Origin of the sequence: Pseudomonas sp. ACN8 (assembly GCF_002303925.1) — a bacterium.
Lineage (GTDB): Bacteria > Pseudomonadota > Gammaproteobacteria > Pseudomonadales > Pseudomonadaceae > Aquipseudomonas.
This window is the reverse complement of sequence record NZ_MRCS01000015.1, coordinates 1-24,839: the sequence shown is the minus strand read 5'-3', so window position 1 is coordinate 24,839 and position 24,839 is coordinate 1. Positions and strand designations below refer to the sequence as shown.

Annotated in this window: 22 protein-coding genes, 1 pseudogene and 1 riboswitch; of the genes and pseudogenes, 10 read left to right on the top strand and 13 right to left on the bottom strand. The window is 60.0% G+C overall.

Annotated features, from left to right (window positions below; translation table 11 throughout):
- Positions 1-14: 14 nt before the first annotated feature.
- Positions 15-986 (bottom strand): hydroxyectoine utilization dehydratase EutB, encoded by a 972-nt coding sequence (gene eutB, locus BSF44_RS10640; RefSeq protein ID WP_095943465.1) that lies wholly within the window; start codon positions 984-986, stop codon positions 15-17.
- Positions 987-1,092: 106 nt separating this feature from the next.
- Entirely contained in the window at positions 1,093-2,487 is a 1,395-nt protein-coding gene (locus BSF44_RS10635; RefSeq protein WP_095943524.1) for a PLP-dependent aminotransferase family protein, read from the bottom strand.
- A 292-nt stretch (positions 2,488-2,779) separates the two neighbouring features.
- On the opposite strand from BSF44_RS10635, the gene ehuB reads away from it, so the two are divergent.
- The 4 genes from ehuB to ehuA all read left to right on the top strand — a co-directional run bounded on the left by ehuB (position 2,780) and on the right by ehuA (position 5,899).
- Entirely contained in the window at positions 2,780-3,634 is an 855-nt protein-coding gene (gene ehuB / locus BSF44_RS10630) for an ectoine/hydroxyectoine ABC transporter substrate-binding protein EhuB (RefSeq protein WP_095943464.1), read from the top strand.
- 77 nt (positions 3,635-3,711) lie between these two features.
- A complete protein-coding gene (ehuC, locus tag BSF44_RS10625) occupies positions 3,712-4,371 on the top strand; it encodes an ectoine/hydroxyectoine ABC transporter permease subunit EhuC (protein WP_095943463.1) in 660 nt (219 codons plus the stop codon).
- Positions 4,368-5,024, top strand: coding sequence for an ectoine/hydroxyectoine ABC transporter permease subunit EhuD (gene ehuD, locus BSF44_RS10620; protein ID WP_095943462.1), 657 nt, complete (start codon positions 4,368-4,370; stop codon positions 5,022-5,024). Before ehuC ends, ehuD begins: the two co-directional genes overlap by 4 nt.
- An 80-nt stretch (positions 5,025-5,104) precedes the next feature.
- The gene (ehuA, locus tag BSF44_RS10615; protein ID WP_095943523.1) at positions 5,105-5,899 is read left to right on the top strand and encodes an ectoine/hydroxyectoine ABC transporter ATP-binding protein EhuA; all 795 of its coding nucleotides are present in this window, start codon (positions 5,105-5,107) and stop codon (positions 5,897-5,899) included.
- 130 nt (positions 5,900-6,029) lie between these two features.
- Here ehuA and BSF44_RS10610 read toward each other — a convergent pair whose 3' ends face one another.
- Both BSF44_RS10610 and BSF44_RS10605 read right to left on the bottom strand, forming a co-directional pair.
- Positions 6,030-6,773, bottom strand: a complete 744-nt coding sequence (locus tag BSF44_RS10610; RefSeq protein WP_095943461.1) for an OmpA family protein — start codon at positions 6,771-6,773, stop codon at positions 6,030-6,032.
- Between the two features lie 106 nt (positions 6,774-6,879).
- Positions 6,880-7,524, bottom strand: a complete 645-nt coding sequence (locus BSF44_RS10605) for an MBL fold metallo-hydrolase (RefSeq protein ID WP_095943460.1) — start codon at positions 7,522-7,524, stop codon at positions 6,880-6,882.
- Between the two features lie 184 nt (positions 7,525-7,708).
- Between BSF44_RS10605 and BSF44_RS31100 the strand changes: the two are divergent.
- Positions 7,709-7,945, top strand: a pseudogene (locus tag BSF44_RS31100) (PAAR domain-containing protein); the annotation flags it as partial.
- A 192-nt stretch (positions 7,946-8,137) separates the two neighbouring features.
- A complete protein-coding gene (locus tag BSF44_RS31095; protein WP_318191011.1) occupies positions 8,138-8,782 on the top strand; it encodes a polymorphic toxin type 44 domain-containing protein in 645 nt (214 codons plus the stop codon).
- Between the two features lie 482 nt (positions 8,783-9,264).
- Here BSF44_RS31095 and BSF44_RS10590 read toward each other — a convergent pair whose 3' ends face one another.
- The 5 genes from BSF44_RS10590 to BSF44_RS10570 form a co-directional block, all read right to left on the bottom strand.
- Entirely contained in the window at positions 9,265-12,003 is a 2,739-nt protein-coding gene (locus tag BSF44_RS10590) for a LuxR C-terminal-related transcriptional regulator (RefSeq protein WP_095943458.1), read from the bottom strand.
- A 176-nt stretch (positions 12,004-12,179) separates the two neighbouring features.
- Positions 12,180-13,544 carry a DUF1329 domain-containing protein gene (locus BSF44_RS10585; RefSeq protein WP_095943457.1) on the bottom strand — a complete coding sequence of 455 codons (1,365 nt, stop codon included), beginning with the start codon at positions 13,542-13,544 and terminating at the stop codon, positions 12,180-12,182.
- Between the two features lie 28 nt (positions 13,545-13,572).
- Entirely contained in the window at positions 13,573-15,468 is a 1,896-nt protein-coding gene (locus BSF44_RS10580) for a DUF1302 domain-containing protein (RefSeq protein ID WP_095943456.1), read from the bottom strand.
- Positions 15,469-15,806: 338 nt separating this feature from the next.
- On the bottom strand, positions 15,807-17,489 hold the full coding sequence (locus tag BSF44_RS10575) for a fatty acid--CoA ligase (protein ID WP_095943455.1): 1,683 nt from the start codon (positions 17,487-17,489) through the stop codon (positions 15,807-15,809).
- A 161-nt stretch (positions 17,490-17,650) separates the two neighbouring features.
- Positions 17,651-18,280 carry a LysE family translocator gene (locus tag BSF44_RS10570; protein ID WP_056726246.1) on the bottom strand — a complete coding sequence of 210 codons (630 nt, stop codon included), beginning with the start codon at positions 18,278-18,280 and terminating at the stop codon, positions 17,651-17,653.
- A 90-nt stretch (positions 18,281-18,370) separates the two neighbouring features.
- Between BSF44_RS10570 and BSF44_RS10565 the strand changes: the two genes are divergently transcribed.
- The 3 genes from BSF44_RS10565 to BSF44_RS10555 all read left to right on the top strand — a co-directional run bounded on the left by BSF44_RS10565 (position 18,371) and on the right by BSF44_RS10555 (position 21,217).
- Complete coding sequence (locus BSF44_RS10565; RefSeq protein ID WP_095943454.1) at positions 18,371-19,336, top strand: 2-hydroxyacid dehydrogenase; 966 nt, start codon at positions 18,371-18,373, stop codon at positions 19,334-19,336.
- Positions 19,337-19,369: 33 nt separating this feature from the next.
- Complete coding sequence (locus BSF44_RS10560) at positions 19,370-20,368, top strand: class I SAM-dependent methyltransferase (RefSeq protein WP_095943453.1); 999 nt, start codon at positions 19,370-19,372, stop codon at positions 20,366-20,368.
- A gap of 52 nt (positions 20,369-20,420) precedes the next feature.
- Positions 20,421-20,543: riboswitch (yybP-ykoY riboswitch) on the top strand.
- A gap of 89 nt (positions 20,544-20,632) precedes the next feature.
- The gene (locus BSF44_RS10555; RefSeq protein ID WP_095943452.1) at positions 20,633-21,217 is read left to right on the top strand and encodes a TMEM165/GDT1 family protein; all 585 of its coding nucleotides are present in this window, start codon (positions 20,633-20,635) and stop codon (positions 21,215-21,217) included.
- 123 nt (positions 21,218-21,340) lie between these two features.
- Here BSF44_RS10555 and BSF44_RS10550 read toward each other — a convergent pair whose 3' ends face one another.
- The 4 genes from BSF44_RS10550 to BSF44_RS10535 form a co-directional block, all read right to left on the bottom strand.
- Positions 21,341-22,159: a M48 family metallopeptidase gene (locus tag BSF44_RS10550; RefSeq protein WP_095943451.1), complete on the bottom strand. Its 819-nt coding sequence runs from the start codon at positions 22,157-22,159 to the stop codon at positions 21,341-21,343.
- 122 nt (positions 22,160-22,281) lie between these two features.
- Entirely contained in the window at positions 22,282-22,905 is a 624-nt protein-coding gene (locus BSF44_RS10545; RefSeq protein WP_046041890.1) for an SOS response-associated peptidase, read from the bottom strand.
- Between the two features lie 35 nt (positions 22,906-22,940).
- Positions 22,941-23,201 carry a putative signal transducing protein gene (locus BSF44_RS10540; protein WP_007997086.1) on the bottom strand — a complete coding sequence of 87 codons (261 nt, stop codon included), beginning with the start codon at positions 23,199-23,201 and terminating at the stop codon, positions 22,941-22,943.
- 9 nt (positions 23,202-23,210) lie between these two features.
- A complete protein-coding gene (locus BSF44_RS10535; protein ID WP_095943450.1) occupies positions 23,211-23,393 on the bottom strand; it encodes a CPXCG motif-containing cysteine-rich protein in 183 nt (60 codons plus the stop codon).
- Between the two features lie 140 nt (positions 23,394-23,533).
- On the opposite strand from BSF44_RS10535, the gene BSF44_RS10530 reads away from it, so the two are divergent.
- Positions 23,534-24,700, top strand: coding sequence for a 1-acyl-sn-glycerol-3-phosphate acyltransferase (locus tag BSF44_RS10530; RefSeq protein WP_095943449.1), 1,167 nt, complete (start codon positions 23,534-23,536; stop codon positions 24,698-24,700).
- The last annotated feature ends 139 nt before the right edge of the window (positions 24,701-24,839 follow it).

The window sequence follows — 24,839 nt, the reverse complement described above, 5'->3', positions numbered from 1 at the left end:
GTTATTGTGGGAATTCATGCATCGGCACCCGTCAGCACGCGCAGATGCTGATCGATATCGACGTTGCGTCCGCTGACCACCACCACGACCGGCCCACGGGGCTCGATCAGGCCTTCAAGCAACGCGGCAATCCCCACCGCCGCCGCGCCTTCCAGCACCAGGCGCTCTTCGCGGTAGGCATGACGAATGGCATTGGCAATGGAGGCTTCGCTGAGCAGATGCAGGTGATCGCAGGTATCGCGGGTCATGGAAAAGGTGTAACGGTTGTCCAGGCCGATGCCACCACCGAGCGAGTCGGCCAGGGTCGGCAGCTCTTCGACTTCCACCGGACGCCCGGCCGCGAGGCTGGCGTGCATGGCCGCGCCGCGTTGCATGCTGATGCCATGGGTGACGATCTGCGGGTTGGCACTTTTCAGTGCCAGCGCCACGCCGGCAAACAGACCGCCGCCGGACAACGGCACCAGCACCTGGGCGACGTCTGGTTGCTGCTCAAGGATCTCCAGCCCCAGCGTGCCCTGCCCGGCGATGATCGCCGGATGATCGAACGGCGGCAGCAGCGTCGCGCCATGTTCACAAGCAATCCGCTCGGCCTCACGCTGGGCATCATCCTGAGACTGGCCGACGATGCAGACTTCGGCGCCTAGATCGCGAATGGCCTGTACCTTGTTGCCCGGCACCAGATGCGACAGGCAAATCGTCGCCTTCACGCCTTGGCGCGATGCGGCGTAAGCGAGCGCCCGCCCATGATTGCCGGTCGACGCGGCGACGACGCCACGCACCCTTTGCTCGGCACTGAGCTGTGCCACGGCATTGCTCGCGCCGCGTAACTTGAAGCTGCCGGTGATTTGCTGGGATTCGAGCTTGAGGTACACCGGCACGCCCAGCCGCCGGGACAGGCTGGGCGAATGTTCCATGGGCGTACACCGGACCAGTGCTGCGATGCGCTGGCGGGCGAGGTAAATATCGTTGAGCTGTAGCGCTGACATGACCGCATCCCGATGAGGTATTGGGCGCAGTCTAAGAGGGCTGGATTGTCGCGATGAATGTACTAGGGCAATTTAGTCGACAAACTTTTTTGCACCGATTGCCCGCTCAAAAATCATGGATCTGCGGGTACTGACCGAAGATTTCACGCATGCCCATCAGCGCGTCGCGCATTTCGTCGTCACTGCATTCGGCACCGACACACACCCGAACGGCCCGGGGCCTGGGCGTGCCACGCACCGTGAACGGGTCGGGCGAAGTGACTGCAATATGCTTGTGTCGCAGCGCCCGCACCAGGCTGTCGACTTCCCAATGGGGGGGAATGCCGACCCAGGCACTCAACGCATAGGGATGCTGGCCGAGCAGGTACTCGCCCAGGTACTCGCTGACCATCGCTTGCCGACCGGACAAGAGTTGGCGTTGCAGGTCCACCAGGGTGTCGGCGCGCCCGTCGCGAATCCAGCGCGTTGCAATCTCCGCGACCATGGGCGTGGCCATCCAGCTGTTGACCCGCAAGATACTTTCGGTGCGCAACGCCAGCCGCTTTGGCATCACCAGATAACCGACGCGCAGACCGGTGAGCACCGATTTGGTCATGCTGGTGCAATAGAACGACAGTTCCGGCAAATAGTGGCTGATCGGCGGTGCCCGGCGCTCGTCCAGTAGAGGGCCGTACACATCGTCTTCGATAATGTGCACGCCAAACCGCCGGGCGATCTCGGCAATTTCCCGTCGACGACTGTCCGGCATCAGACTGGTGGTCGGGTTGTTCAGGTTTGGCGTACAGACCAGCGCGGTGATGCGCTCGTTGCTGCACATGTCCTCGAAATGCTCGGGGTCGATGCCATGTCGGTCCATCTCCAGCCCCTTGAGGGTAAACCCGAGCACCTGGGAGTTGCCGATCACACCGTGATCGGTCAGCCCTTCGCAAAGCACCACATCATCCGGGCCGGCAAGGGATGCCAAGGCCAGAAAGATCGCGTGGGCAGCGCCGTTGGTGATCAGGATGTCGTCGCGTTCGACCCGCAGGCCCTGCCGTGCGATCCAGTGCATCGCCGCTTCACGGTGCGACTCGAAACCGGCAATCGGGCGAAACGCGTGAATCCAGGGCTGATCCTCTTCGGTGCTGAGTTCGCGACAGGTTTCGCGCCAGAATTGGTCATGCTCTCGGGTGTGCATGATCCGAGTGATGGAAAAATCCACCAGCGCCCGTTCAGGGCTGTCGAGAATATAAGTGGCGACCCGGTCGCTCATTCGCCGCGAGACAAAACTGCCGCGCCCGACCTCGCACCTCACCAAGCCCTGGCGCTCGAGCTCCTTGTAGGCATTGGTGACGGTTTGCACACTGATGCCCATGGCATCGGCGACATTACGTTGCGGTGGCAGCCGCTGATCATTGGCCAGCACACCCTGCTCGATATCGTCGGCAATCGCCTGGACCAGGATCTTGTATTTCGACTCGCCGCTGCGGGCGATTTCCAATGCTGCCTTCCACTTGTCCATCGGCGCCGAACCCACGTGTTTGCCAGTGCCGACAGCATCCCGCGAGAATCCATGCAAAGCAATTGTCCTAGTGCAATGCAATCCTGCACAGTGCTTTTGTATGCTCGGTACAAGGTCGATGCACAGGCTGGGGAACCCGCCGCCAACAACAATCAATCGATCTGTACCGGAACTGTCTCTCCACGCTTCGGCTCAACAGGTGGACCAGCCCTCGTACGCTTTGCTCTTGTCACACTGCCTCCTACCACAGAGCCGTCAAAGACGGGTCCACAAGAAACAGGAGATTTTATCGATGAGCAATTCCATTCCTCGCACTCCCCATGTCTTGCGTCACCTGTTCGTGGCTTGTGCGATATTCGGTCTGGCCGCCAGCGCCCACGCCACGACGCTGGAAACCATTACGAAAAACAGCAGCATCCGCATCGGCTACGCCAACGAAACCCCGTTCGCCTTTACCGAGACCGATGGCCGGGTCACCGGTGAATCGCCGGAAATCGCCAAAGTCATCTTCGCCAAAATGGGCATCAAGCAAGTCGATGGCGTGCTGACCGAGTGGGGCTCGTTGATCCCGGGCCTGCGCGCCAGTCGTTTCGACGTGATTGCCGCGGGCATGTACATCACGCCCGAACGCTGCAAGCAAGTCATCTTCACCGATCCGCAATACCAGTTGCCCGACGCCCTCCTGACCGCCAAAGGCAACCCGAAAAACCTGCACAGCTATGAAGACATCGCCAGGAACCCGGATGTGAAACTGGCGATCATGGCCGGCACGGTCAACCTGAAATATGCGCGGGACTCAGGGGTGAAGGACGCACAAATCCTCCAGGTGCCCGACACCACCGCGCAGTTGCAAGCCGTGCGCGCCGGTCGCGCCGATGCCGCCGTAGGCACCCAACTGACCATGAAAGGCCTGGCCGCCAAGGGTGGTGAAAAGGTCGAAGCAGTCACCGAATTCAAGGATGACCCGTCGCATACCGGTTACGGCGCCCTCGCCTTCCGCCCGGAAGACAAGGACCTGCGGGATGCGGTCAACGCCGAACTGAAAAAGTGGCTGGGCTCCGAAGAGCATCTCAAGACGGTCGCCCCGTTCGGCTTTGACAAATCCAACGTGACCAGCAAAACGGCTGCCGAGCTCTGCGCTCAATAGCCGAAACAGGCATGGCGCTGCGGCGCGATGCCTATTTTCCTGCTGACTCCGGATGTTGAACCACGCAGGTGTGAACAATGGGTGAATTACTTCCGCTTTTGATACAAGGCGCCTGGGTCACGCTCCAGGTGACCTTCTTCGGCTCGATCCTGGCGATTGTCGCGGCCATTCTGGCGGCGCTGGGGCGCATGTCGCCGTGGCGGCCGCTGAGCTGGTTCTCGGTCGCCTACATTGAAGTGTTCCGCGGCACGTCGCTGCTGGTGCAATTGTTCTGGCTGTTTTTCGTGTTGCCGCTACCACCGTTCAATCTCGAACTGAGCCCCTACAGCGTCGCCATTGTCGGCCTCGGCCTGCACATCGGCGCTTACGGCGCGGAGGTGATGCGCGGTGCGATCAGTTCCGTTGCCAAAGGTCAGTACGAAGCGGCGACCGCATTGAACTTCAGCGGCTACAAGCGCTTTCGGCGAATCATTTTGCCCCAGGCGTTGCTGGCGGCCATTCCACCGGGCACCAACCTGCTGATCGAGTTGCTGAAAAATACTTCGCTGGTCTCGCTGATCACCCTGTCGGACCTCAGCTTCCGGGCCCGGCAACTGGACCAGGCCACTTTCCAGACCCTGGAAATCTTCAGCCTGGCGCTGGTGATGTACTTCGTTCTGGCTCAAGCGATCAACCTCGGCATGCGCAGCGTTGAGCGACGTTTGGCTCGCGGCCGGATGCGTGGAGGTCTGTCATGACCCTGTTCGATTGGACATATGCCTGGCAGATCCTGCCCGATTTGCTGCGGGCATCGCTGAACACCGTGGGCATTACCCTGCTCGGCTTCATGATCGCCATTGTGCTGGGATTGTTTCTGGCCATCGGCCGACGCAGTCGCCTGTTCTGGTTATCGTGGCCGACCGCCGGGGTGATCGAATTCATCCGCAGCACGCCGCTGCTGATCCAGGTGTATTTCCTCTACTACGTGCTGCCCAATTACGGCGTGAGCATGACAGCCATGCAGGTGGGGGTGATCGGCATCGGTGTGCACTACGCCTGCTACATCGCCGAGGTTTACCGCGGCGGCCTCGACGCCGTGCCGCGGGCGCAGTGGGAGGCCGTTACGGCGCTGAACATCGCGCCGTACAGCGCCTACCGCAACATCATCCTGCCCCAGGCCCTGCGGCCGATCCTGCCGCCATTGGGAAATTACCTGGTGGCCATGCTCAAGGACACGCCGGTGCTGTCGGCCATTACCGTGGTCGAGATCATGCAGCAAGCCAAGAACATTGGTTCCGAAAACTTCCGTTATCTGGAGCCGATCACCATGGTCGGTCTGTTTTTCCTCGCCCTGAGCATCGCTTTGGCTTATCTGGTACGGCGCCTCGAACTGCGCCTGGAGCTACGCTAATGATTTCTCCACTCTCGACCTCTAACAACCTTTCCCGGCGCGGCGACCTGACATCGCTGCATCCGCAAGGGGCCTGTGCCATGCCTGAATCGAATCCGGTCAAGCCGATTGTCAGCTTCCAGGACGTCACCAAGAGCTACGGCAATTTCACCGTGCTCGACCACTTGAACCTGGATGTCACTCCAGGCGAAAAAGTCGCGATCATCGGCCCCAGCGGCTCGGGAAAATCCACGCTGCTGCGGGTGTTGATGACGCTTGAGGGCATCGATGACGGACTGATCCGCATCGAGGATGATTTGTTGACGCACATGCCCAATCGCAACGGCGTGCTGGTGCCTGCCAACGACAGGCATATCCGTCGCGTTCGCGGCAAGATCGGCATGGTGTTCCAGAGCTTCAACCTGTTTCCGCACATGACGGCCTTGCAAAACGTCATTGAGGCGCCGGTGCAAGTGCTGGGCATGAAGCCGGCCGAAGCACGCGAACGAGCGGCGGACCTTCTGGAACTGGTGGGCCTGGGCAGCAAGCTGGGGCATTACCCTTCACAGCTGTCCGGTGGTCAGCAACAACGGGTGGCTATTGCCCGGGCGTTGGCCATGCGTCCCAAAGTCATGCTCTTCGACGAAGTGACCTCAGCGCTCGATCCGGAACTGTGCGGCGAAGTGCTCAACGTTATCCGCAAGCTCGGCGCCGAACACAACCTGACCATGCTGATGGTCACGCACCAGATGGGCTTTGCCCGGGAGTTCGCCGATCGTGTGTGCTTCTTCTACAAGGGTCAGATTCACGAGCAGGGCACGCCGGAGCAGATCTTCGAACATCCACAGCAGGAACGGACCTGCGCGTTTCTCAGCGCAGTGAAAGAAGCCAACTAACAGGCGTAACACCCAAAAACCAATGTGGGAGCGAGCCTGCTCGCGATAGGACCGTCACATTCAACAGTGATGTTGACTGACCGTCCGCTATCGCGAGCAGGCTCACTCCCACATTTTTTGTTTTGCGGTGTTATGGGTATTGCTGAACGGTACCCTGCTGTTGCTGGCCACCATACTGCTGGCCAGGAATCGCCTTGAGGTTGACCTCTACACGACGGTTCTGCGCACGGCCATTGACGTCAGCGTTGCTGGCCACCGGGCTATCCGGGCCGGCGCCGCGAGCGCTCAGGTTGGCACCGCTGACACCTTGCGAGGTCAGGTAGGTTGCCACGCTCTGGGCACGACGCTGGGACAGGTCCATGTTGTGCTGGCGGCTGCCGGTGCTGTCGGTATAGCCGACGATCTCGATCTGGTTCTGGTTGAACTCTTTCAGCGAGCCCGCCAGGTTGTTCAGCGGCTGATAGAAACCTGGGGCAATGTTCGCCGAATCGGTGGCGAACGTGATATTGCCCGGCATGATCAGCTTGATCTGGTCGCCCTGGCGCTGCACTTCAACACCGGTGTTGGCCATGCTGGCGCGCAGCTTTTTCTCTTGCTGATCGGCGTAGTAGCCGTAGCCGGCGGCGGAAGCACCGACCACCGCTGCACCGATCAGTGCGCCCTTGCCACGGTTATCGTGGTTGATCGCAGCACCGGCCAGCGCACCGGCCAGAGCGCCGAGGCCACCGTATTTCGCGGTCTTGCTCATGCCTTCGGAGCCGCTATCCGTCTGGCCCTGAGTCTGACCCTGACCGCCGTAAGGGTTAGGCGAAGCACAACCGGACAAAACGGCCACAGCTGTAGCGACAATCATCAAACGACGCGTGGTGAACATGTAAAGCTCCTACTTTTTTTTGCATTCTGTGGTGCAACGTTGGCAAGGCATCAGCCTTTGCGGGCGTTGGATCACTTACTGGAGTAAAAATTCCGCTCGTTACAAATCAGGCCCGTACAAACGGGTTTTCGCGCATTTCATCACCCAGGCGAGTGTCCGGACCATGCCCGGCCACCACCGTCGCCTCTTCATCGAGGGTGTACAAACGCTGCTTGATCGAACGCACGATGGTCGCCTGATCTCCACCCCACAAATCCGTGCGCCCGACGCCGCGACGAAACAGCGTATCACCGGCAATCAGTAGCTTGGCCTCGGAAAACCAGAAGCTCATGGAGCCCGGCGTATGACCTGGTGTGTGCAGCGCCACGCCACAGCCGCAGGCCAGTTCTTCGTCATCGGCCAGCCAGCGATCCGGGGACGGCACCGGGGTATAAGGAACGCCGAACATCTGGCACTGCATTTCCAGGTTGTCCCACAGAAACTGGTCTTCCTTGTGCAAATGCAGGGTCGCGCCGGTTTTTTCCTTGAGTTGGCCGGAAGCCAGGAAATGATCGAGGTGCGCATGGGTGTGAATGATGCTGACCACTTTCAGCCCCAATGCATCGAGACGCGCCAGGATCAGCTCATGATTGCCACCCGGATCGACGACGATGGCCTTTTTCGTTATCGGATCGCCGATGATCGTGCAGTTGCACTGCAAAGGGCCGACGGGGAAGGTTTCGCGGATAAGCGCAGGTTTGACAGCGTCCATGGGTGTTCCTGGAAAAATGGATGGTCTATTTTGGCACAGCCCACCGACATCGCCGATGCCGTCCGCCGCTTATCATCTGCCTGATTGCAGAATCTACCTACATCATTGAAGGAAACGTCTGATTTAACTCCCGTGCCGCCTAGCCTAGCGTGCTCGCCCCTGCAATCAACACAAGGGCTGAATCATGGGAAGAGGAACAGCTAACGGGTTAGGTCAAGGATTGCACGGCGACCTGACCACCACAGGAGCCGTGTGTATCAGTAGCTTGCCCTGTGCGACGCATGGAGGGCGTGCTGTGCTACGACTCGGGGACAAGACCACTGCGTGTAAGAAATGCGGGAAAGACGGCGTTATCGTTGACAGCCTACCCGCCATGAAATGGCATGGGGTTCCAACTGTACTCGACGGAGCAGAAGTTCACTGCGGCTGCCCACCAGGTACCAATCGACTGATTGCTCCTGCACCTTCGCCTCGCGCTACACGCTCCGGACACATTCAAGGTGTTGCTCATCCGACAAGGCATTCTGACCAACCATCGACGACAGAATCTCTACAAAGCGATCAGATACTAGCTGAGAGGAAAACACGACCTGTCGTTTGCAATGACCCTGACATGATGGAAGAAGTAGCGAGCTACATTGCCGGGGAAATGAACCGCAATGTTACTCATCCGTCCGTGATGAAGATGAAGAGCCTCAACAATTTTGACGCTGATGCTGAACAAAAGAGGTTCAGAAAACTACCTTGGTACGCACGCCTTTCCCCACCCAACTTCAAAGCAATTGAGTCAGGAAATAAGGTGGCAGCTATGGCTCTTTGGGCAGAGCGTGTAGGTCAAAACAGACCCTGGGATCACAAGGTCATGATAGGGCTACAGTTTGGCGGACCTTGGCAAAAGCAAGGCATGTTCGACTACTTCTACGACATATGGTCAAACGTGCACTATGGGTACGTAGGGATGGCGGGAGGACTTTCCGAAAGTCTCCTTTTGGATGGAGCTGGAGTCGAACAAATTGCCTCAGATTCCATCCGTAAAATACAAAAGTGGGATAAAAGACCGGGTCCCCGTCGGTCGGAGGACATCGAAGGGATGCGAGCGTGGGACGACATCGGAGACAGGGTATCTATCAGCATTGGCATCAACCTTTACAGACTTCAACCGAACGGCGGGATAACCGTGAAGATGCTGATGGATGAAGTCTTAGGCTTACCACGCAGAAGCTGGGGGGATGGTATTCGTGACCATATCTGTAAGTAAGCCCCATTCCAGGATTACATGGTGTGGCTTGGTCATTCTACTGCTCGCACCCATCCTCTTTTGGTACTTCGCCGCACCTCAGGTGAACTTCTACTTTTCTGAAAAAGGCCAAGGGCGCCTAGGCTACATCCTGAATGTTCAGCACGAGATCTCAAAGGGAGAACTTTACCCCGGTGAAGTGACTGGAGGCCCCGGTCATATCTTCCCTGACGCGAAATTTTTTATGGAGTTTTACTGGAGCAACGGAGGTAAATCACACTGCATACGGATCAAACCGAAATGGCCAAACACAGATATCTACATTGGGCCAGACGGAGAAATTGAGAGTCGCACCGAGAGTGGCCGCATTGAACAGTGCGGGGCGCTCCCGGGCTGATTGCAGCCAATGTTTTCAAACCTGGCCCGTTTTTTGATTACAACTCCCCTCCTGCAACACAGAGCCACTAATACCAGCCCCCCCACAATAGAAGATCTGCTGCACGTTACACCAACACCCCCAATTCCTTGGCCCGCGCCACCGCCTGCGTACGCCGCTCGACCCCGAGCTTGCTGTTGATGTGGCTGGCGTGGGTCTTGACCGTGTGCAGGGAAATAAACAGCTGATCGCTGATTTCCTGATTCGAACAGCCCTGGGCGATCAATCGCAGGACCGCCATTTCCCGCGTGCTGAGCTGTTCCGCCGCCGCGCAGGACTCCAGTCCGGGACGGGCAGCCAATGCCGGCAGTTTTTCACTGAGGCTCAGGGAAACGGGGGTCGGCGGACAGTTTTGAAGCTGCCCTCGCAGCCAGTCCGGGTGCTCGGCCAACAAACCTTCGAAGGGTTGCAGCACCCCTCCGCCGGCGGCGTCCAGCGCCTGGGCCAGCGCCTTGCGTGCTTCCTGTTCCCGTCCGCTGCCCAACAACAACGCCACTTTCTGGGTCAGCGCCATGACACTGAGCATCTGACGACCGCTTTGCTGGCCATGTTCGAGCAGCGCATTCAAACGCCCTTCGGCCAGCATCGGCTGACCCTGGATGATGTCGAGCAAGGCTTGTTGCAATTCTATATGCAGCGGCAATTGCGGGTGGAACTCTGGCGGTGCGGCCCCGTTTTCGCCGTTATAGGTCTGCCCCAAGCGCGCCAGCCAGGCTTCAGCCAGATCGGTGCGCCCCTGGGCCAGCCAGAGCTCACATTTGACCAGGGTGATCATGGCCAGGTAGTAGATCGGCGGCACGTCCCAGATGTGCATCAGCCGTTCGGCTTCGGCCAGTTCGGCAAAGGCTTTGGCAAACTCGCCGCTGCTGCCTTCCAGCCTGGCAATCACGCAGTGGCCGATCAGCACGCTGATGTCACGACAGGCGCGCGCCTCGCTCAAACCGGCCTGCAATCGCACCCGCGCCAATTGCGGCTGCATGCGCAGGGCCAGCAAAAAGCCTTCGTACAAGGTCAGTCGGGCGCGAACCGCATACAGCCGTTGCGCAGACAAGCTCTGCAAACGCTGCATTCCCTGACGGACCTCTTCCAGCGCCCGACAGATTTCTCCGCGCGCTTGCAGCACCCGGGCGCGATCGTAGTGCGCCAGTGCTTCGAACAAGGGGTTGCCGACCCGTTGTGCCAGCTCCAGCGATTCGCGGTTAAGCCCTCGTGCCCGCCACAAATCACCGTCGGCAATGGCCAGGTTGGACAGGGTCGAGAGGCACATCAGGCGCTGGCCGTAACGCTTGGGCGGAAGACTTTCCAATGCTTCGCCGCAGTACTGCAGCGTCAGTTCGCGGTTGCCGCGCCCACGGGCAATGATGCCGCTCAACGCCAGCCATTGGGCCAGCATGGACTTCTGGGCGGTGGCCGACGGAGCAGGCAGGAAGCGGCTCAAATGGCTGGCCAGCTCCTCGGCGGCATCCAGTTGGCAAGCCATCCCCAGCGCCCAGCTATACAACACAATCAGTCGCGGCGTGCTGATCAGCAAGCTGTCAGGCAAGTCCATTTTCCAGCGCAGCAACATGCCGACGTTCTGCTCGGCCAGCAGTTGTTCTTCGGAAAGGTTCTGCACCAGGTTCGCCGCGACATCCAGGTGACCGGCACGCAAGGCCTGTTCCACGGCCTCATCGAGCAGGCCCTGGGCATTGAACCAGCGGCAGGCGCGCAGGTGCAGGCTGGCGGCCGGCACCATCGACTGGGAGGTCGGGCGCGTGCGCAACAGATCGGAAAACAGGTGGTGGTAACGATACCAGTGGCCATGTTCGTCCAGCGGCACCAGGAACACTTGGTGGGCGAGCAGGAAGCGCAGGATCTCCCCGCTGTCATGGGCATCGCGAACGGCGTCGCACAGTTCACTGCAAAAGCGTTCCTGGGGCGCCGTGTCATAGAGGAACGACTGGACCTCGGCGGGCAGGCAATCGATGACCTCTTCGAGCAGGTAATCGCGGATCAGCCCTTCCCCGCCGTGCAACGATTGCGGCAGCGCGCCGTCGGTACCCGCCTCCGAGGCGGCCAGCAGCCAGAAGCGCAACCCCGCGACCCAACCTTCGCTGCGCTGGATCAGGTTTTCCAGCGCCTCGCCGCGCAAGGAACTGCTGTGCCGGTCGAGCAGGCTCAAGGCCTCGTCGTGAGTCAAGCGCAGATCCTGTTCATGCAACTCAAGCAGTTGTCGCGACAGCCGCAGCCGTGCCAGATGCCAGTCGGGGCGCTGGCGACTGGTGACCATCACCAGCAAGCCATCGGGAAGATGATTGAGGAAAAATTGCAGGCAACGGTCCAGCACCGGCCCTTGGGCCAGATGGTAATCATCCAGCACCAGCAGCAATGGCGTCGCGGTGGACAGGTGCTCGGCCAACTCGTCAAGCAGTCCGTCGAGCCATTCTTCGAACGCGAACGGCTGATGGCGCTGGCGCATTTTCAACAGTCCGAGGGATTGTCTGCCCAAGTGCGGAAAATAGTCCTGGAGGCCTTCCAGCAGGCGTTCGAGAAAACGCCCCGGGTCACTGTCTCTCGGGCTCAAGCCCAGCCAGAGACTTTGCCAGTGCGCCGGCAACCCCTGACAGAATTCCACCGCCAACGAACTCTTGCCAAACCCTGCCGGTGCGCTGACCAGCAGCAACCTGCCACCGAGCCCGGCACTCAGGCGCTCGCACAAACGTGGACGCAGCACATGGCCGTCGGGCAACGGCGGGCGGAAGAAGCGCCCGTCGAGTGTCGCGACGGCAATGTTTGCAGAACCTGGGGATGTAGACAAATCAGTCATAGCCGGCTCTTGTTTGAAATGCGGGTGGCGGCGTTGCAGATGTCCGCAGACTAGCCGTAAACGGATAGGGAATGAAGGCAATTGCTACAAATGGCTACAAAAAGTCTACAAACAAAAAAAAACGCCCCGAACCAGTCGGGGCGTTTTCAGAGGGTGCGGCCTCTACTCAGCTCACCTTAGCGAACACCATCCTGACGCAGGGCGGCCGGGGTGAAGTCGCTGGTGGTGGCAGTGAAGCCGAAGTCATAAGCCGACTTCTCTTCGTTCTTCATGCCCAGCGCCAGGTAACGACCCGATTGCAGGTCATACAGGGCTTCCAGGGCATACCACGGCACTTGTTTGTCGTAATAGTTCTCGGCATGTGCCTCACCTACGCGCCACAGTTGGCCACGACCGTCGTAATGGTCGATGACCGCTGCCTGCCAGGTATCTTCGTCGATGTAGAAGTCACGCTTGGCGTAGATGTGACGCTGACCCTCCTTCAAGGTGGCAACCACATGCCACACCCGGCGCAGCTCGTAACGAGCCAGGTCCTGGTTGATGTGACCGGCCTTGATGATGTCAGTGTACTTGAGGCTCGGGTCGTCGAGCTTGTAGGCGTCGGAGGCGATGTACATCTCTTTCTTGCCTTCGAGCTTCCAGTCGTAGCGATCCGGTGCACCGTTGAACATGTCCAGGTTATCGGAGGTACGCAGGCCATCGGCCGCGGTACCCGGGCCGTCATAGGACACTTGTGGCGCACGACGCACACGACGCTGGCCGGCGTTGTAGACCCACGCCGAACGCGGCTCTTTCACCTGGTCGAGGGTTTCGTGCACCAGCAGCACACCACCGGCCAGACGTGCCGGGGCAGTCACTTTCTGCTTGAAGTAGAACAGGATGTTGCCCGGGTTCGCCGGATCGTAATCCTTCATCTTGTCGCGGAACACGAACTGGTCCTGGAAGTACACCAGGCTGAACGAGCCGTTCGGCTGTGGCGTGGCCTGGGTTACCAGGCGAGTCACGCTACCACCGCGATAACGGGTGATGTGGTTCCAGATGACTTCAACGCCGCTTTTCGGAATCGGGAACGGAATGGCGGTTTCAAAGTTCTCCAGGCCGTTGCCGCCGGACACCAGCTTGGTGTTGGTTGCGTTCTTCTTGATAGCGGCGAACACGTCATCCGGCACGGTGGCACCGCGATGGGACGGATAGACCGGCATCTTGTAGGTTTCCGGATAGCGCTTGAACATCGCGTACTGGCCCGGGGCGAGCTTGTCCTTGTACTGGTCGACGTTCTGCGCCGTGATGGTGAACAGCGGTTTTTCGCTGGCGAACGGATTGGACAGGAAACCTTTGCTGTCGACCGTACCGGCGTTTTTCGCCATCGGCTTCCAGGCCGGGATCGAACCGTCGGCGTTACCCGCCATTTCGGCGCCCATCGGGGTCAGGCTCTTGCCCAGCTTGTCGGCCTCGGCCTGGGGTACCGCTGCGATGACGCTGGTCGCCAGCAGCGAAAGGCCCAGAACACCGGCGTGGAACAGACTCTTTGTTATTTTCATATGTGTGTTCGTCCTGAAAATACTGTGCTTAGAAGTTCACGCCGAGGCTGAGCGCAACGAAGTCACGGTCATCCACGGTGGTGTACTTGCCGTCGAAGAAATTGGTGTAGGCCAGGCTTGCGGTGTAGGTGTTCTGGTATTCGGCGTCGACACCCAGGCTCACCGCCTTGCGGCCTTCCTCGAAGTTGCCGCCAGGACCAGGAGAGTAACCACTCACGTCATGGGACCAGGCAACGTTCGGCTTGAGGTTCACACCGGCAAACACGTCGTTGTATTCCCAGATGGCACGACCGCGGTAGCCCCACGAAGTCGCGGTGGTGAAGCCTTCGTCGGTGCAGTTGCGGCTGAGGTTGTTGGTCGGAGTACCCGGGCCGGCCCCGCCGATAGTGCTGGCGTTGAGCGCCACGCAGGTATTCTGGCCACCAGTAGCTGGCAACTCACCTGGACCGTAGACCGGGTCACGGCCATAACGGACATCGGAGGAACTTTCCAGCCCGCCGACGTGGGTCACGCCCACTTCGCCCACCAGGGTCAGGCGGCTGGCGCCCATGACCTGATCGAAGAAATGTGTCAGGGTGGTCTGGAACTGGGTGATTTCCTTGCGGTTATACCCGTGCAAGTCCTGACCAGGTACACCGTTGAGCAGCGAAGCGTTGCTCAGAGCGCCGCCCAACGGACGTACACCAGCGAACAGGATATCGGTGGAGTTGAGCTGCACCGGAGCGTTCGGACGGTAACTGATCTCACCGCTCCACGCCGTACCGGTAGGCAGGGTGGTGGAGAAGCTCAGGCCGTAGAGGCGGATGTCTTCCGGGTATTCGATGAAGTACTGCGAATTACCCGCCACCAGCAATGGCGCCAGTCGAGCGATCTGGCCACCCAGTTGCTGGAGTCCCGCTGCCGTATTGTAGACCGACTGCGGCGCACCGGTGGCGCTGAAGATCGGCGCACGGCTGTGGTAGTTCATGAAGTAGGCGCCGAACTCGGTGTCCAGCGGATCGAACATGTACTTGAAGGACGCGCCCCACTGGCCACTGTCACGAGCATCACGATCGGGGCCACGACGCACCAGAACACCTTCTTCGTTGACGTCGACGCCGTTGGCGGCCAAAGGCACCAGGGCAGCGGCCGGAATTTGCGAGCGCTTTGCCAGCACACGCAGGTTGTCGTCGCAGCCGTCGGCGACGATGTCCGGCTGGGAGAAGAACGTACCGCAGTTGTCGACGACGGTCTGGTCCCATTCAATTTGGTAGAACGCTTCGGCCGAGAGGTTTTCGGTCAGGCTCTGGGACACATAGAACATGTTGACCGGGATCAGGCCTTCCTTGATCTCGGCACCTGGACGGCGGAACGCGGAGACGTCGATCGGGTTGATCGAGTTGATGCCACCACCGATGAAGGTACTTTCACCCCAGCTCACGACCTGCTTGCCCAGACGCACGGAGCCTGGCTGATCGGCAATGGCGTAGTTGTGGTAGACGAAGGCGTCGAGGATCTGGCCGCCGGCGGACTTGGCGCCTTCCTTGCGGCCCTCGTCGCTGATGTCCTTGAACGGACGGCTTTCGTCCTTCAGTTCGAAGTCGTACCAGTATTTGCCACGGACGAAAACACCGGTATCGCCGTATTTCAGTTCAAGGTCATGGATGCCCTTGAAGATCTTCGAGAAGGTTTCCCCGCTCTTGAAGTTCAGGTGACCGTCATCAGAAGTCTGGGACAGGCCCTTGCCGCCGTTGTTGACACCGATGAGGTTCTTGTTGGCACTTTCGGTAGACCAACTGGCACCGATCGACAGGGATGAGTCGAATTGACCTTCGATTTCACCGACGTTGAAACTGACGCCGAATGCTGGCCCGGCGAGCGTAGAGGCAAGACTGACAGCCAGGGGCAGTTTCGCCCGGCGCCAGAACTGATTAACTGATGTCATCGACGCTACTCCATGTGCATTTTATTTTTATGGCAAGAGCACTTCTAAAAACGTTGTGGATAACCGGGAGCCATGGCATCCCAAAGTCATTCCAAAGTTGCATCGCCCCTGTTCGTGCGGTTGCCCCGTTCTTAAAAATCCTTGAGCAGACTATAGCCAGCAGGTAGTAGCGCTTGATCCCTCTAAAGTGTGATTTGCAGTTGCCAGCCACTCTGGAACAGTCCTTTCGCCAGTCCGACACCCGTCGGCACGGCAAGGATGGCTGAAAAATTCGATTTGACAAGCCAAGCGCTTGCTTGGTGGGGCCGGCGTGCCCTTTCGGGCACGCCAGGAGACGCTTAAAGCGTCGAGAGGAAGGTACTGTTGGTGGCTTGCCATTCGCTGATGTCGACACGAATGCGCTTCTTGTCGAGTTTGCCGACGCTGGTCTTGGGAATTTCAGTAACAAGGGCGATCTGGCTCGGAATCGCCCACTTGCTCAGGTGTCCCAGCTCCACAAACGGCTTGAGGTGTTCCTTGAGTTCCCGCGCCCCGATTGCGTGTCCCTCACGGATCACCAGCAGGGCAAACGGCCGCTCGCCCCACTGCGGATCGGGGATCCCCACCACTGCTACTTCGCGTACCGCCGCATGACGGCTGATCAGGTCCTCCAGGTCCAGGGAGGAGATCCACTCGCCACCGGTCTTGATCACGTCCTTGATCCGGTCACGAATGTCGATCACGCCCATGCTGTCCAGGGTCGCCACATCACCGGTGTGCAGCCAGCCTCCGGCCCAGAGCTCGGCGCCCTTCTGCGGTTCATTGAAATACCCCTCGGTCAGCCATGGCGCGCGTAACACCAGCTCGCCTTGGGTCTCACCGTCGGCGGGCAGGAAGTTGCCCTCGGTGTCGACGATCGCCGCCTCCACCAGTGGCCCCGGCACACCGGCCTTGATCCGGTAAGTGGTGCGTTCGTCTTCGGTACCCGCCATCAATTCGTCGTTCAAATGCGCGCACGACACCAGTGGCCCGGTTTCCGACATGCCGTAGGCGGCGGTCAACTGAATGCCTTTGGCCTTGGCCGCCTCGTACAGCGTGCGGTTCAGGGCGCTGCCGCCGATGACGATTTTCCAGCCGCCGAAGTCGACGTTCTGCGCGGCCTTGGCATTGAGGACCATCTGCAAAATGGTCGGTACGCAATGGGAGAACGTGACCTTCTCCTTGCGCCACAACTCCACCAGGTACTCCGGGTCATAGCGGCCGGGATACACCTGCTTGAGCCCGAGCATGGTCGCCACATACGGCAAGCCCCAGGCGTGGACGTGGAACATCGGGGTGATCGGCATGTACACGTCGTTGGTGCCCAGCAGGCGCACGCTGTCGATCGCGCCCATGATGGTCGACACGCCCATGGTGTGCAGCACCAGTTGCCGATGGGTGAAGTACACGCCCTTGGGATTGCCGGTGGTGCCGGTGGTATAGAACGTGGTCGCGACCGAGTTTTCATCGAAATCCTCGAAGTCGTACTGCGGGCTCGCCGCGGCCAGCAGCTGTTCGTATTCGCCGACGAGGTTCGGCAGGTCCGCGGTTTTTTCCGGCAGGTCAGTCAGCAGCAGGGTTTTGTCGACCGTGGTCAGATGCCCTTCGATGCCCTTGTAAAGGCCGACGAACTCGCTGTTGACCAGCACAAAGCGGTCCTCGGCGTGGTTCATGGTGTAGAGGATCTGTTCCGGCGACAGGCGCACGTTGATGGTGTGGATCACCGCGCCGATCATTGGGATGGCGAACATGCATTCCAGGTAACGATGGCTGTCCCAGTCCATCACACCCACGGCATCCCCGGGCTTGACCCCGGCCGCAGTCAGCACGTTGGCCAGGCGGGCTACCCGTTCGATCAGGGTCGGGTAGCTATAGCGCAACTTGTCGCGGTAAATGATCTCGCGGGTTTTCTCATAACGGGCACCGGACATCAGCAGCCGTTTGATCAACAGCGGGTACTGGTAAGCGCCTTCGGCCGGGGGGATAACGCGAGTCTGCAACATAATAATCCCTTTAATCTGACTGCACGGTCGTGACTGAAAGTACGCACTGTAGTGCCCTTGAAGGTCAGCCAAATCAGCCAAAGGAATGATTTGCAGAACCCTACGAATGCTAGCGTTGCGCCATCACCCACAGGGATTCTCGGCCTGCAGTCACTACGCAATCAATGCATCTCGGTAAAAGCCAGCTTCACGCCAATTGCAATCAGCACCGCGCCCATGGTCCGGTCGAACCAGTGACCCATGCGGGCGAAACCGGCGCGTACGCGCTGCTGGCTGAACAGCATCGCCACCAGGCAGAACCAGATCGCTGTCGCCACCGCCAGGTAAACCCCGTAACCGGCCTGCACGGCCAGTGGCGTTTGCGGATTGATGACCACAGTGAACAACGACAGGAAGAACAGGGTGGCTTTCGGGTTGAGACCATTGGTGACGAACCCCGAAGTGAAGGCACCACGGGCGGTGCGCTCCCCGGCTTCCTTGTGCAGATCGTCTGCCACAGGCTTGGCCGGCTGCGCGCGCAACGCCTTGTAACCGATGTACAGCAGGTAAGCGGCGGCCGCCCACTTCAAGGCATTGAACAGTACGATCGACTGGGACACGATCAGGCCGATACCCAACAGCGAGTAACCCACGTGCAGGAAAATCGCCGTACCCACACCCAACGCGGTCCAGGTGCCAGCGCGACGACCGTGGGTAACACTTTCGCGCACCACCACGGCAAAGTCCGGGCCGGGGCTGGCCACGGCCAGCAGGTGAATCAGGGCAACGGTCAAGAACTCGGTCCAGTACATGGGGGCTCCTTCAGGCCAAGCGTAACTATTTATTTCATCTGGTAGGCTGGCAGATTACGCCTTCAGTTCATTGCACAAAAGGTACAGTTGATGACGAACACTCGCCGCGCCGTATTCCTCGACCACCCGTCCCTGGACCTCGGCGACCTTGACCTTGCCCCGCTGCGCAACTGTTTCAGCGATTTGCGGCTGTTCGCCCAGACCTCGCCCGATCAAGTCATCGACCATCTCAAGGGCGCCACCGTCGCCATCAGTAACAAGATCCTGATCGATGCCGCCACCATGGCCGCCAGCCCTGATCTCAAACTGATCCTGATCACCGCCACCGGCACCAACAATGTCGACCTCGCCGCCGCCCGCGCCCACGGGATTACCGTGTGCAACTGCCAGGGTTACGGCACGCCATCGGTGGCGCAGCACACGATCATGCTGCTGCTCAATCTGGCCACGCGCCTGGCCGATTATCAAAAAGCCGTCGGCGAAGGCCGCTGGCAGCAGGCCAGACAGTTCTGCTTGCTGGATTACCCGATCGTCGAACTCGAAGGCAAAACCCTTGGCCTGCTCGGTCATGGCGAATTGGGCGGCGCGGTCGCACGGCTGGCTGAAGCCTTCGGCATGCGTGTTCTGCTGGGGCAAATTCCCGGACGCCCTGCCCGGCCGGACCGCTTGCCGCTGGATGAACTGTTACCGCAAATCGACGCACTGACTCTGCACTGCCCGCTCAACGAACATACCCGCCACTTCATCGGTGCCCGCGAACTGGCCTCAATGAAGTCCGGCGCGTTCGTGGTCAACACCGCACGCGGTGGATTGATTGATGAACAGGCACTGGCCGACGCCTTGCGCAATGGACATCTGGGGGGCGCCGCCACTGACGTGCTGAGCGTCGAGCCTCCCGTCAATGGCAATCCGCTGCTGGCCCACGACATCCCGCGCCTGATCGTCACCCCGCACAACGCCTGGGGCAGCCGCGAAGCGCGCCAGCGAATCGTTGGCCAAGTGGCCGAAAACGCACTGGGATACTTCAGCGGTAAGGCGCTGCGGGTCGTCAGTTGATAAACTGCGGCACTTTTTTCCACGGGAGCAGTTATGGATCCGCGCAGTGAAGTACTGCTTCGTCAGGCCGAGTTATTCCAGGGTTCGGTGTTGTTGGCCGGTTTGCCCGCCGACGACTTGCTGGGCCGCCTGCCCGACGCTCATGGCTGGTGCTGGCACGCCGGCGATCAGGCCGCGCTGGACGCCCGCTTCGCCGAGCGCAGCCATTTTGGTGTGAACGCGCCCGAGCGCGAGTTCGATACAGCGGTGGTCTTCCTGCCCAAGGCCAAGGACCTGACCGACTACATCCTCAACGCCCTCGCCTCGCGGCTGGCTGGTCGCGAGCTGTACCTGGTCGGAGAGAAAAAAAGCGGCATCGAAGGTGCCGCCAAACAACTCAATCCGTTCGGCAAGCCACGCAAACTCGACAGCGCGCGTCACTGCCAGCTCTGGCTGGTCACCGTGGCCAACGCGCCGCAAGCCAAACCGCTGGAAAGCCTGGCGCAGACCTACGAACTGCCGCTGGCCGAAGGCCCGTTGAAGGTCATCAGCCTGCCGGGGGTGTTCAGCCATGGCCGCCTCGATCGCGGCAGTGCGCTGTTGCTGGAGCATCTGGACAAACTGCCCAGCGGTCACCTGCTCGATTTCGGCTGCGGCGCAGGGGTTTTGGGTGCGGCGGTGAAGCGTCGTTACCCGCACAATCAGGTCACTTTGCTGGACGTGGATGCCTTTGCCGCTGCCAGCAGTCGTCTGACCCTGGCCGCCAATGGTCTGGAAGCCGAGGTGATTACCGGTGACGGAATCGATGCCGCGCCGATGGGTTTGAGTGCGATCCTGAGCAACCCGCCGTTCCATGTCGGCGTGCACACCGACTATTTCGCAACGGAAAACTTGCTGCGAAAAGCGGCAAAACATCTGAAAAACGGTGGCGAACTGCGCTTGGTCGCCAACAGTTTCCTGAAGTATCAACCGCTGATCGAAGAGCACCTTGGCGTGTGTGCGATCAAGGCCGAAGGACAGGGCTTTCGGATCTACCGGGCCAAGCGCGGATAGAACTTCTTTTGAAAAAGAAGGCTTGCCGAATGGATTCTGCCTAGGCAGAATCCGCTCCGTCCTAGGGGAGTAGTCTCCCACGAGCGCCACGCTCGTCCGGCATGCGTCAACATACTTGGTCAAAAGACCATGGCGCATGCGACCCAAGCATCCACATCAGATGGATCGCAGGGTTTGACAAGACCTATGACACGAACACCTTACCCGGGGCGGGAAGGCTGTACGTGTCATAGCCGTGTCGACCCGCCCCTTAGGAAAACCCTGATGCTGGATTCACTACTCGTACCTACCGCAATCGTTGCCTTGGCCGAAATCGGCGACAAGACGCAACTGCTCGCGCTCATTCTCGCTGCCCGTTTCCGCAAGCCCTGGCCGATCATCGCCGGTATCGTCGCCGCGACCCTGGCCAACCACGCGGCCGCCGGTGCGGTCGGTGCCTGGGTCGGGAGTTTCTTCTCGGACACGATGCTGCACTGGATGCTCGCCGCGAGCTTCGCCGCCACGGCCCTGTGGACCCTGGTTCCGGACAAGATGGATGACGACGAGGCCAGCACCGCCCGCAAGTTCGGCCCGTTCCTGACCACGCTGATCGCGTTCTTCCTGGCGGAAATCGGCGACAAGACGCAGATCGCGACCGTGATGCTGGCTGCGCAGTATCCGGAATTGTGGCTGGTGATCATCGGCACCACCCTCGGCATGCTGATTGCCAACGTGCCCGTGGTATTGGCCGGTAACTTTGCCGCGGACAAATTGCCACTGACCCTGATCCGTCGACTGGCGGCGTCGGCGTTCTTCGTCCTGGCGATTGTCGCGGTGTACAAGGCGATGCAGAGCAGCGGGTGGGTTTGACCCGATAGGTCGTTAGACCGCGTTATCGTTCATCTCGAGCAGGCTTGCTCCCACAGTTGGAATGCATTTCCCTGTGGGAGCGAGCCTGCTCGCGAAGAGGCCAGCAGCCTCAGCACATGACTATCAGGACTTCTTGGCCTGCTCATACAAAGGCATGACCTTCGGAATCGCCGCCTGCAACGCCGCAATACGGCTCGACGACGCCGGGTGAGTGCTCATGAACTCCGGTGGCGAACCTTCCGAAGCCTTGGTCATCTTGTTCCACAAGGTAATCGCGGCATTCGGGTTGTAACCGGCGCGGGCGGCCAGTTCCAGACCGATCAGGTCCGCTTCGTTTTCATTGGCGCGGCTGTTGGGCAAGGTCATGCCATAGTTGGCCACTGTATCGGCCAGAGCCAGTGTGTCCTGCCCCAACCCGAACAACGCACCCGCGCCCTGCTTCGCCATTTCCATGCCGTACGCCTTGGACATCGCTTCACGACCGTGCTCGCGCAGGGCGTGGGCGATTTCATGGCCCATGATCGCGGCGATTTCATCGTCGGTCAGATGCAGGCTGTCGATCAGCCCGGTGTAAAAGATGATCTTGCCGCCAGGACCGCAGTTCGCGTTGAGTTCATCGCTCTTGATCAGGTTGACTTCCCACTTCCACTGGGCCGCGTCCGGACGGAAGTTCGGCGCCTGGGCAATCAGCCGGTCGGCAATCAGCTGAACCCGCCGGGCTTCATTGCTGGTCTTGTCCAGCACACCTTTGCTCGACGCCTCGCCCACTGTCTTCTGATAGGACTGGGCGTACATCTGGTCGACCTCTTGCGCGGACAACATGCTGAACATGTACTGCTTGCGCTCCACACCCACGGCGCCGCCACTGGTGGTATTGACCGACTGGCAACCGGTGAGCAATAGCGCCGCGCTCAGTACACTGACAACCAAAATCTTGTTCATCAAAAAACTCCCTGAAAACATGCCGCGTATCCTAGGCGTGGAAATGTATCGACGCCAGATACGATGGACGTAAGACGCACAATTCAGACAAAGCTCACATCGTCGTTCAGCCACCCAATAACTCAACCCGGAGTGAGACACTCCGGCCCATTGAGTTTCGGATCATTCACCATGTTGGCCAAAACCCGTTCGCGCAATGCGGCAGGCTCACTGGCCAGCAAGGCTTGCAAAGCATGCAACGGCGTCTCGGGGTCCAGCCACGCGGCCTGCCCCGCCTCATCAAGAATCAACGGCCGCCGCTGGCTCGCCGCCGGTTGGGTGATCACCGCGGTACTCAGCCACACCTGCTCCTGTACCGGGTAGGCCTCCCAGATCGCCGCAAAAAATAATGACGAGCCCTCCCCCGGCGTCAGCCAGTACGGGCGCTTGCGCGTCGTGCCGCGCCACTCGTAGAAACCATTGGCCGGCAACAGGCAACGGCGCTCGCGCAAGGCCTGGCGAAACATTGGCTGTTCGGCAACGGTTTCGGCGCGGGCGTGGGCCGGCGTGCGGGACAAATCGGTCAGCCAGGGTGGCGTCAGGCCCCAGCGCGCGCGTGCCAGCGTGCGCTGGCCGTCAGGCTCGGCCCGCAGCATCAACACCGAATCATTGGGGGAAATGTTCCACTGCGCCTGCTGGTCGGCGGGAAAACCGGGCAGCGCCGCAAAGGCGGGGTTCCAGCGAAACAGGGCATAACGTCCACACATGGGGCAACACGGCTCTTGATCAAACGAACGCCAGCCTAACAGACCAGCGTGCCGGGAAAGCTGTCCGGTTCATCGCCGGACAGCGGCAGCGCGGCATTGTACGCGGTGATCAGCTCGCGGGCGTATTCGGCCTGGTCGTTATCGACCGACAGCCCGAGCAGGCCATAGATCGGCAACTCGCCGCTGCCCCCGAGCAAATCACGGCCCACCAGATGCGCCTCGATGCCTTCGCTGGCGAGCATGCCCTGCAGCAACTCGCCTTCCATCAGGTTTTCCGGATCGTAGATGCGCTGCATACACGCTCCTCACTCGTTTTCGCTGAACACGTCGAGATGCCATTCCTCTTCATGAACCTGCAACACGAAGGTTATCGGCCGACAGCACACCTGACAGTCTTCAATATAGGTCTGATCGCCACCGGACAAATCCAGCGTCGTCTCGACTTCCTCACCACAATACGGACATTCATATTGCGCAGTTTCCAGCATCGCGGTCTCCCAGGTGACTTGTGCGTATAATCGCCGGTCTATTTGCAGGGCTATTTTTGTCTGGCTACTTTTTCAGACCGTGCCCCGCCGGTTTTTCGATCAAAACCTTTACTTACCCTAGCCGTTTCTAACAAGAGAGCATGATGGGCGAATTCGATGCCATCCGACCTTACGACGACAGCGAAGTCCCGGCAGTGCTGGCACGGCTGCTCGGCGACAAGGCGTTTCTAGATATCCTCACCCACTTCCGCTTCCCGCGTTTCGCCGGCGCTTTAGGCTGGGCACTCAAACCTCTTATAGCCCATCGGCTGCGCCGTGAGTTTGCCGGCATTAACTCCGTGGCCACGTTACAGGACAAAGTCGAGGTTTACGTCGACCATACCATCGAGCGCGCCACCGACGGTGTCACCTATACCGGTGTGGAGCAATTCAAGTCCGGCAGCGCCTACCTGTTCATCGCCAATCACCGCGACATCGTGATGGACCCGGCCTTCGTCAACTATGCCGTGTACCACGCCGGCCTGCCGACGCCACGCATCGCCATTGGCGACAACCTGCTGCAAAAGCCTTTCGTCAGCGACCTGATGCGCCTGAACAAGAGCTTTATCGTGCACCGCTCGATCAGCGGACGCCGGGAGAAAATGGCGGCTTATCAATTACTGTCGGCGTACATCAACCATTCGATCCGCAACGATTGCGCCTCGATCTGGATCGCCCAGGCCGAAGGCCGCGCCAAGGACGGTGACGACCGTACCGAATCGGCAATCCTCAAGATGTTCCACATGAGCCGCAAGGACGAGCCGTTCGGCGAAGTCATCCGGTCGCTGAACCTGACCCCGGTGTCGATCAGCTACGAATACGACCCATGCGATCAGGCCAAGGCCCGCGAGCTTTACATTCGCGCCACCACCGGCAGTTACACCAAGGTGCCGGGCGAGGATGACGTCAGCATCGCCAAGGGCATCACCGGCTACAAGGGCCGAGTGCACGTGAACTTTGCCGCGCCGATCACTGAACTATTCGAAGACACCAAGCAATTGGCGGTCGAGATGGACAGGCAGATCCTCAGCGGATACCGCCTGTTCCCGGTGCACTACCTGGCTTATGCGCAGTGGAAGGATGCCGATCCGCAGTTGCAGGTGCCGGAAGCCGCTGAAGTGTTCCCCGCCGAGGAACTGGCCAAGGCCCAGGAAGAATGGCAACGCCGCCTGGACGCCTGCCCTGAAGAGCATCGTCCGTTCCTGGTACTGCAATATGCGACGCCGGTGCGCAATCAGTACCGGGTGAAGGCTGGGTTGCCGCTGTAAGCGGTTTCGGCCGAATCGGCATAGGGGACGGCCTTCACAGGCCGTTCCCCTGCCACACCACCCGGCATGCGGGTCCGCACCGGGCGGTTCGAGAGATTGAGGTCAGGAGAGACGCGGTAAACCCGTTCTGTCGAACCAC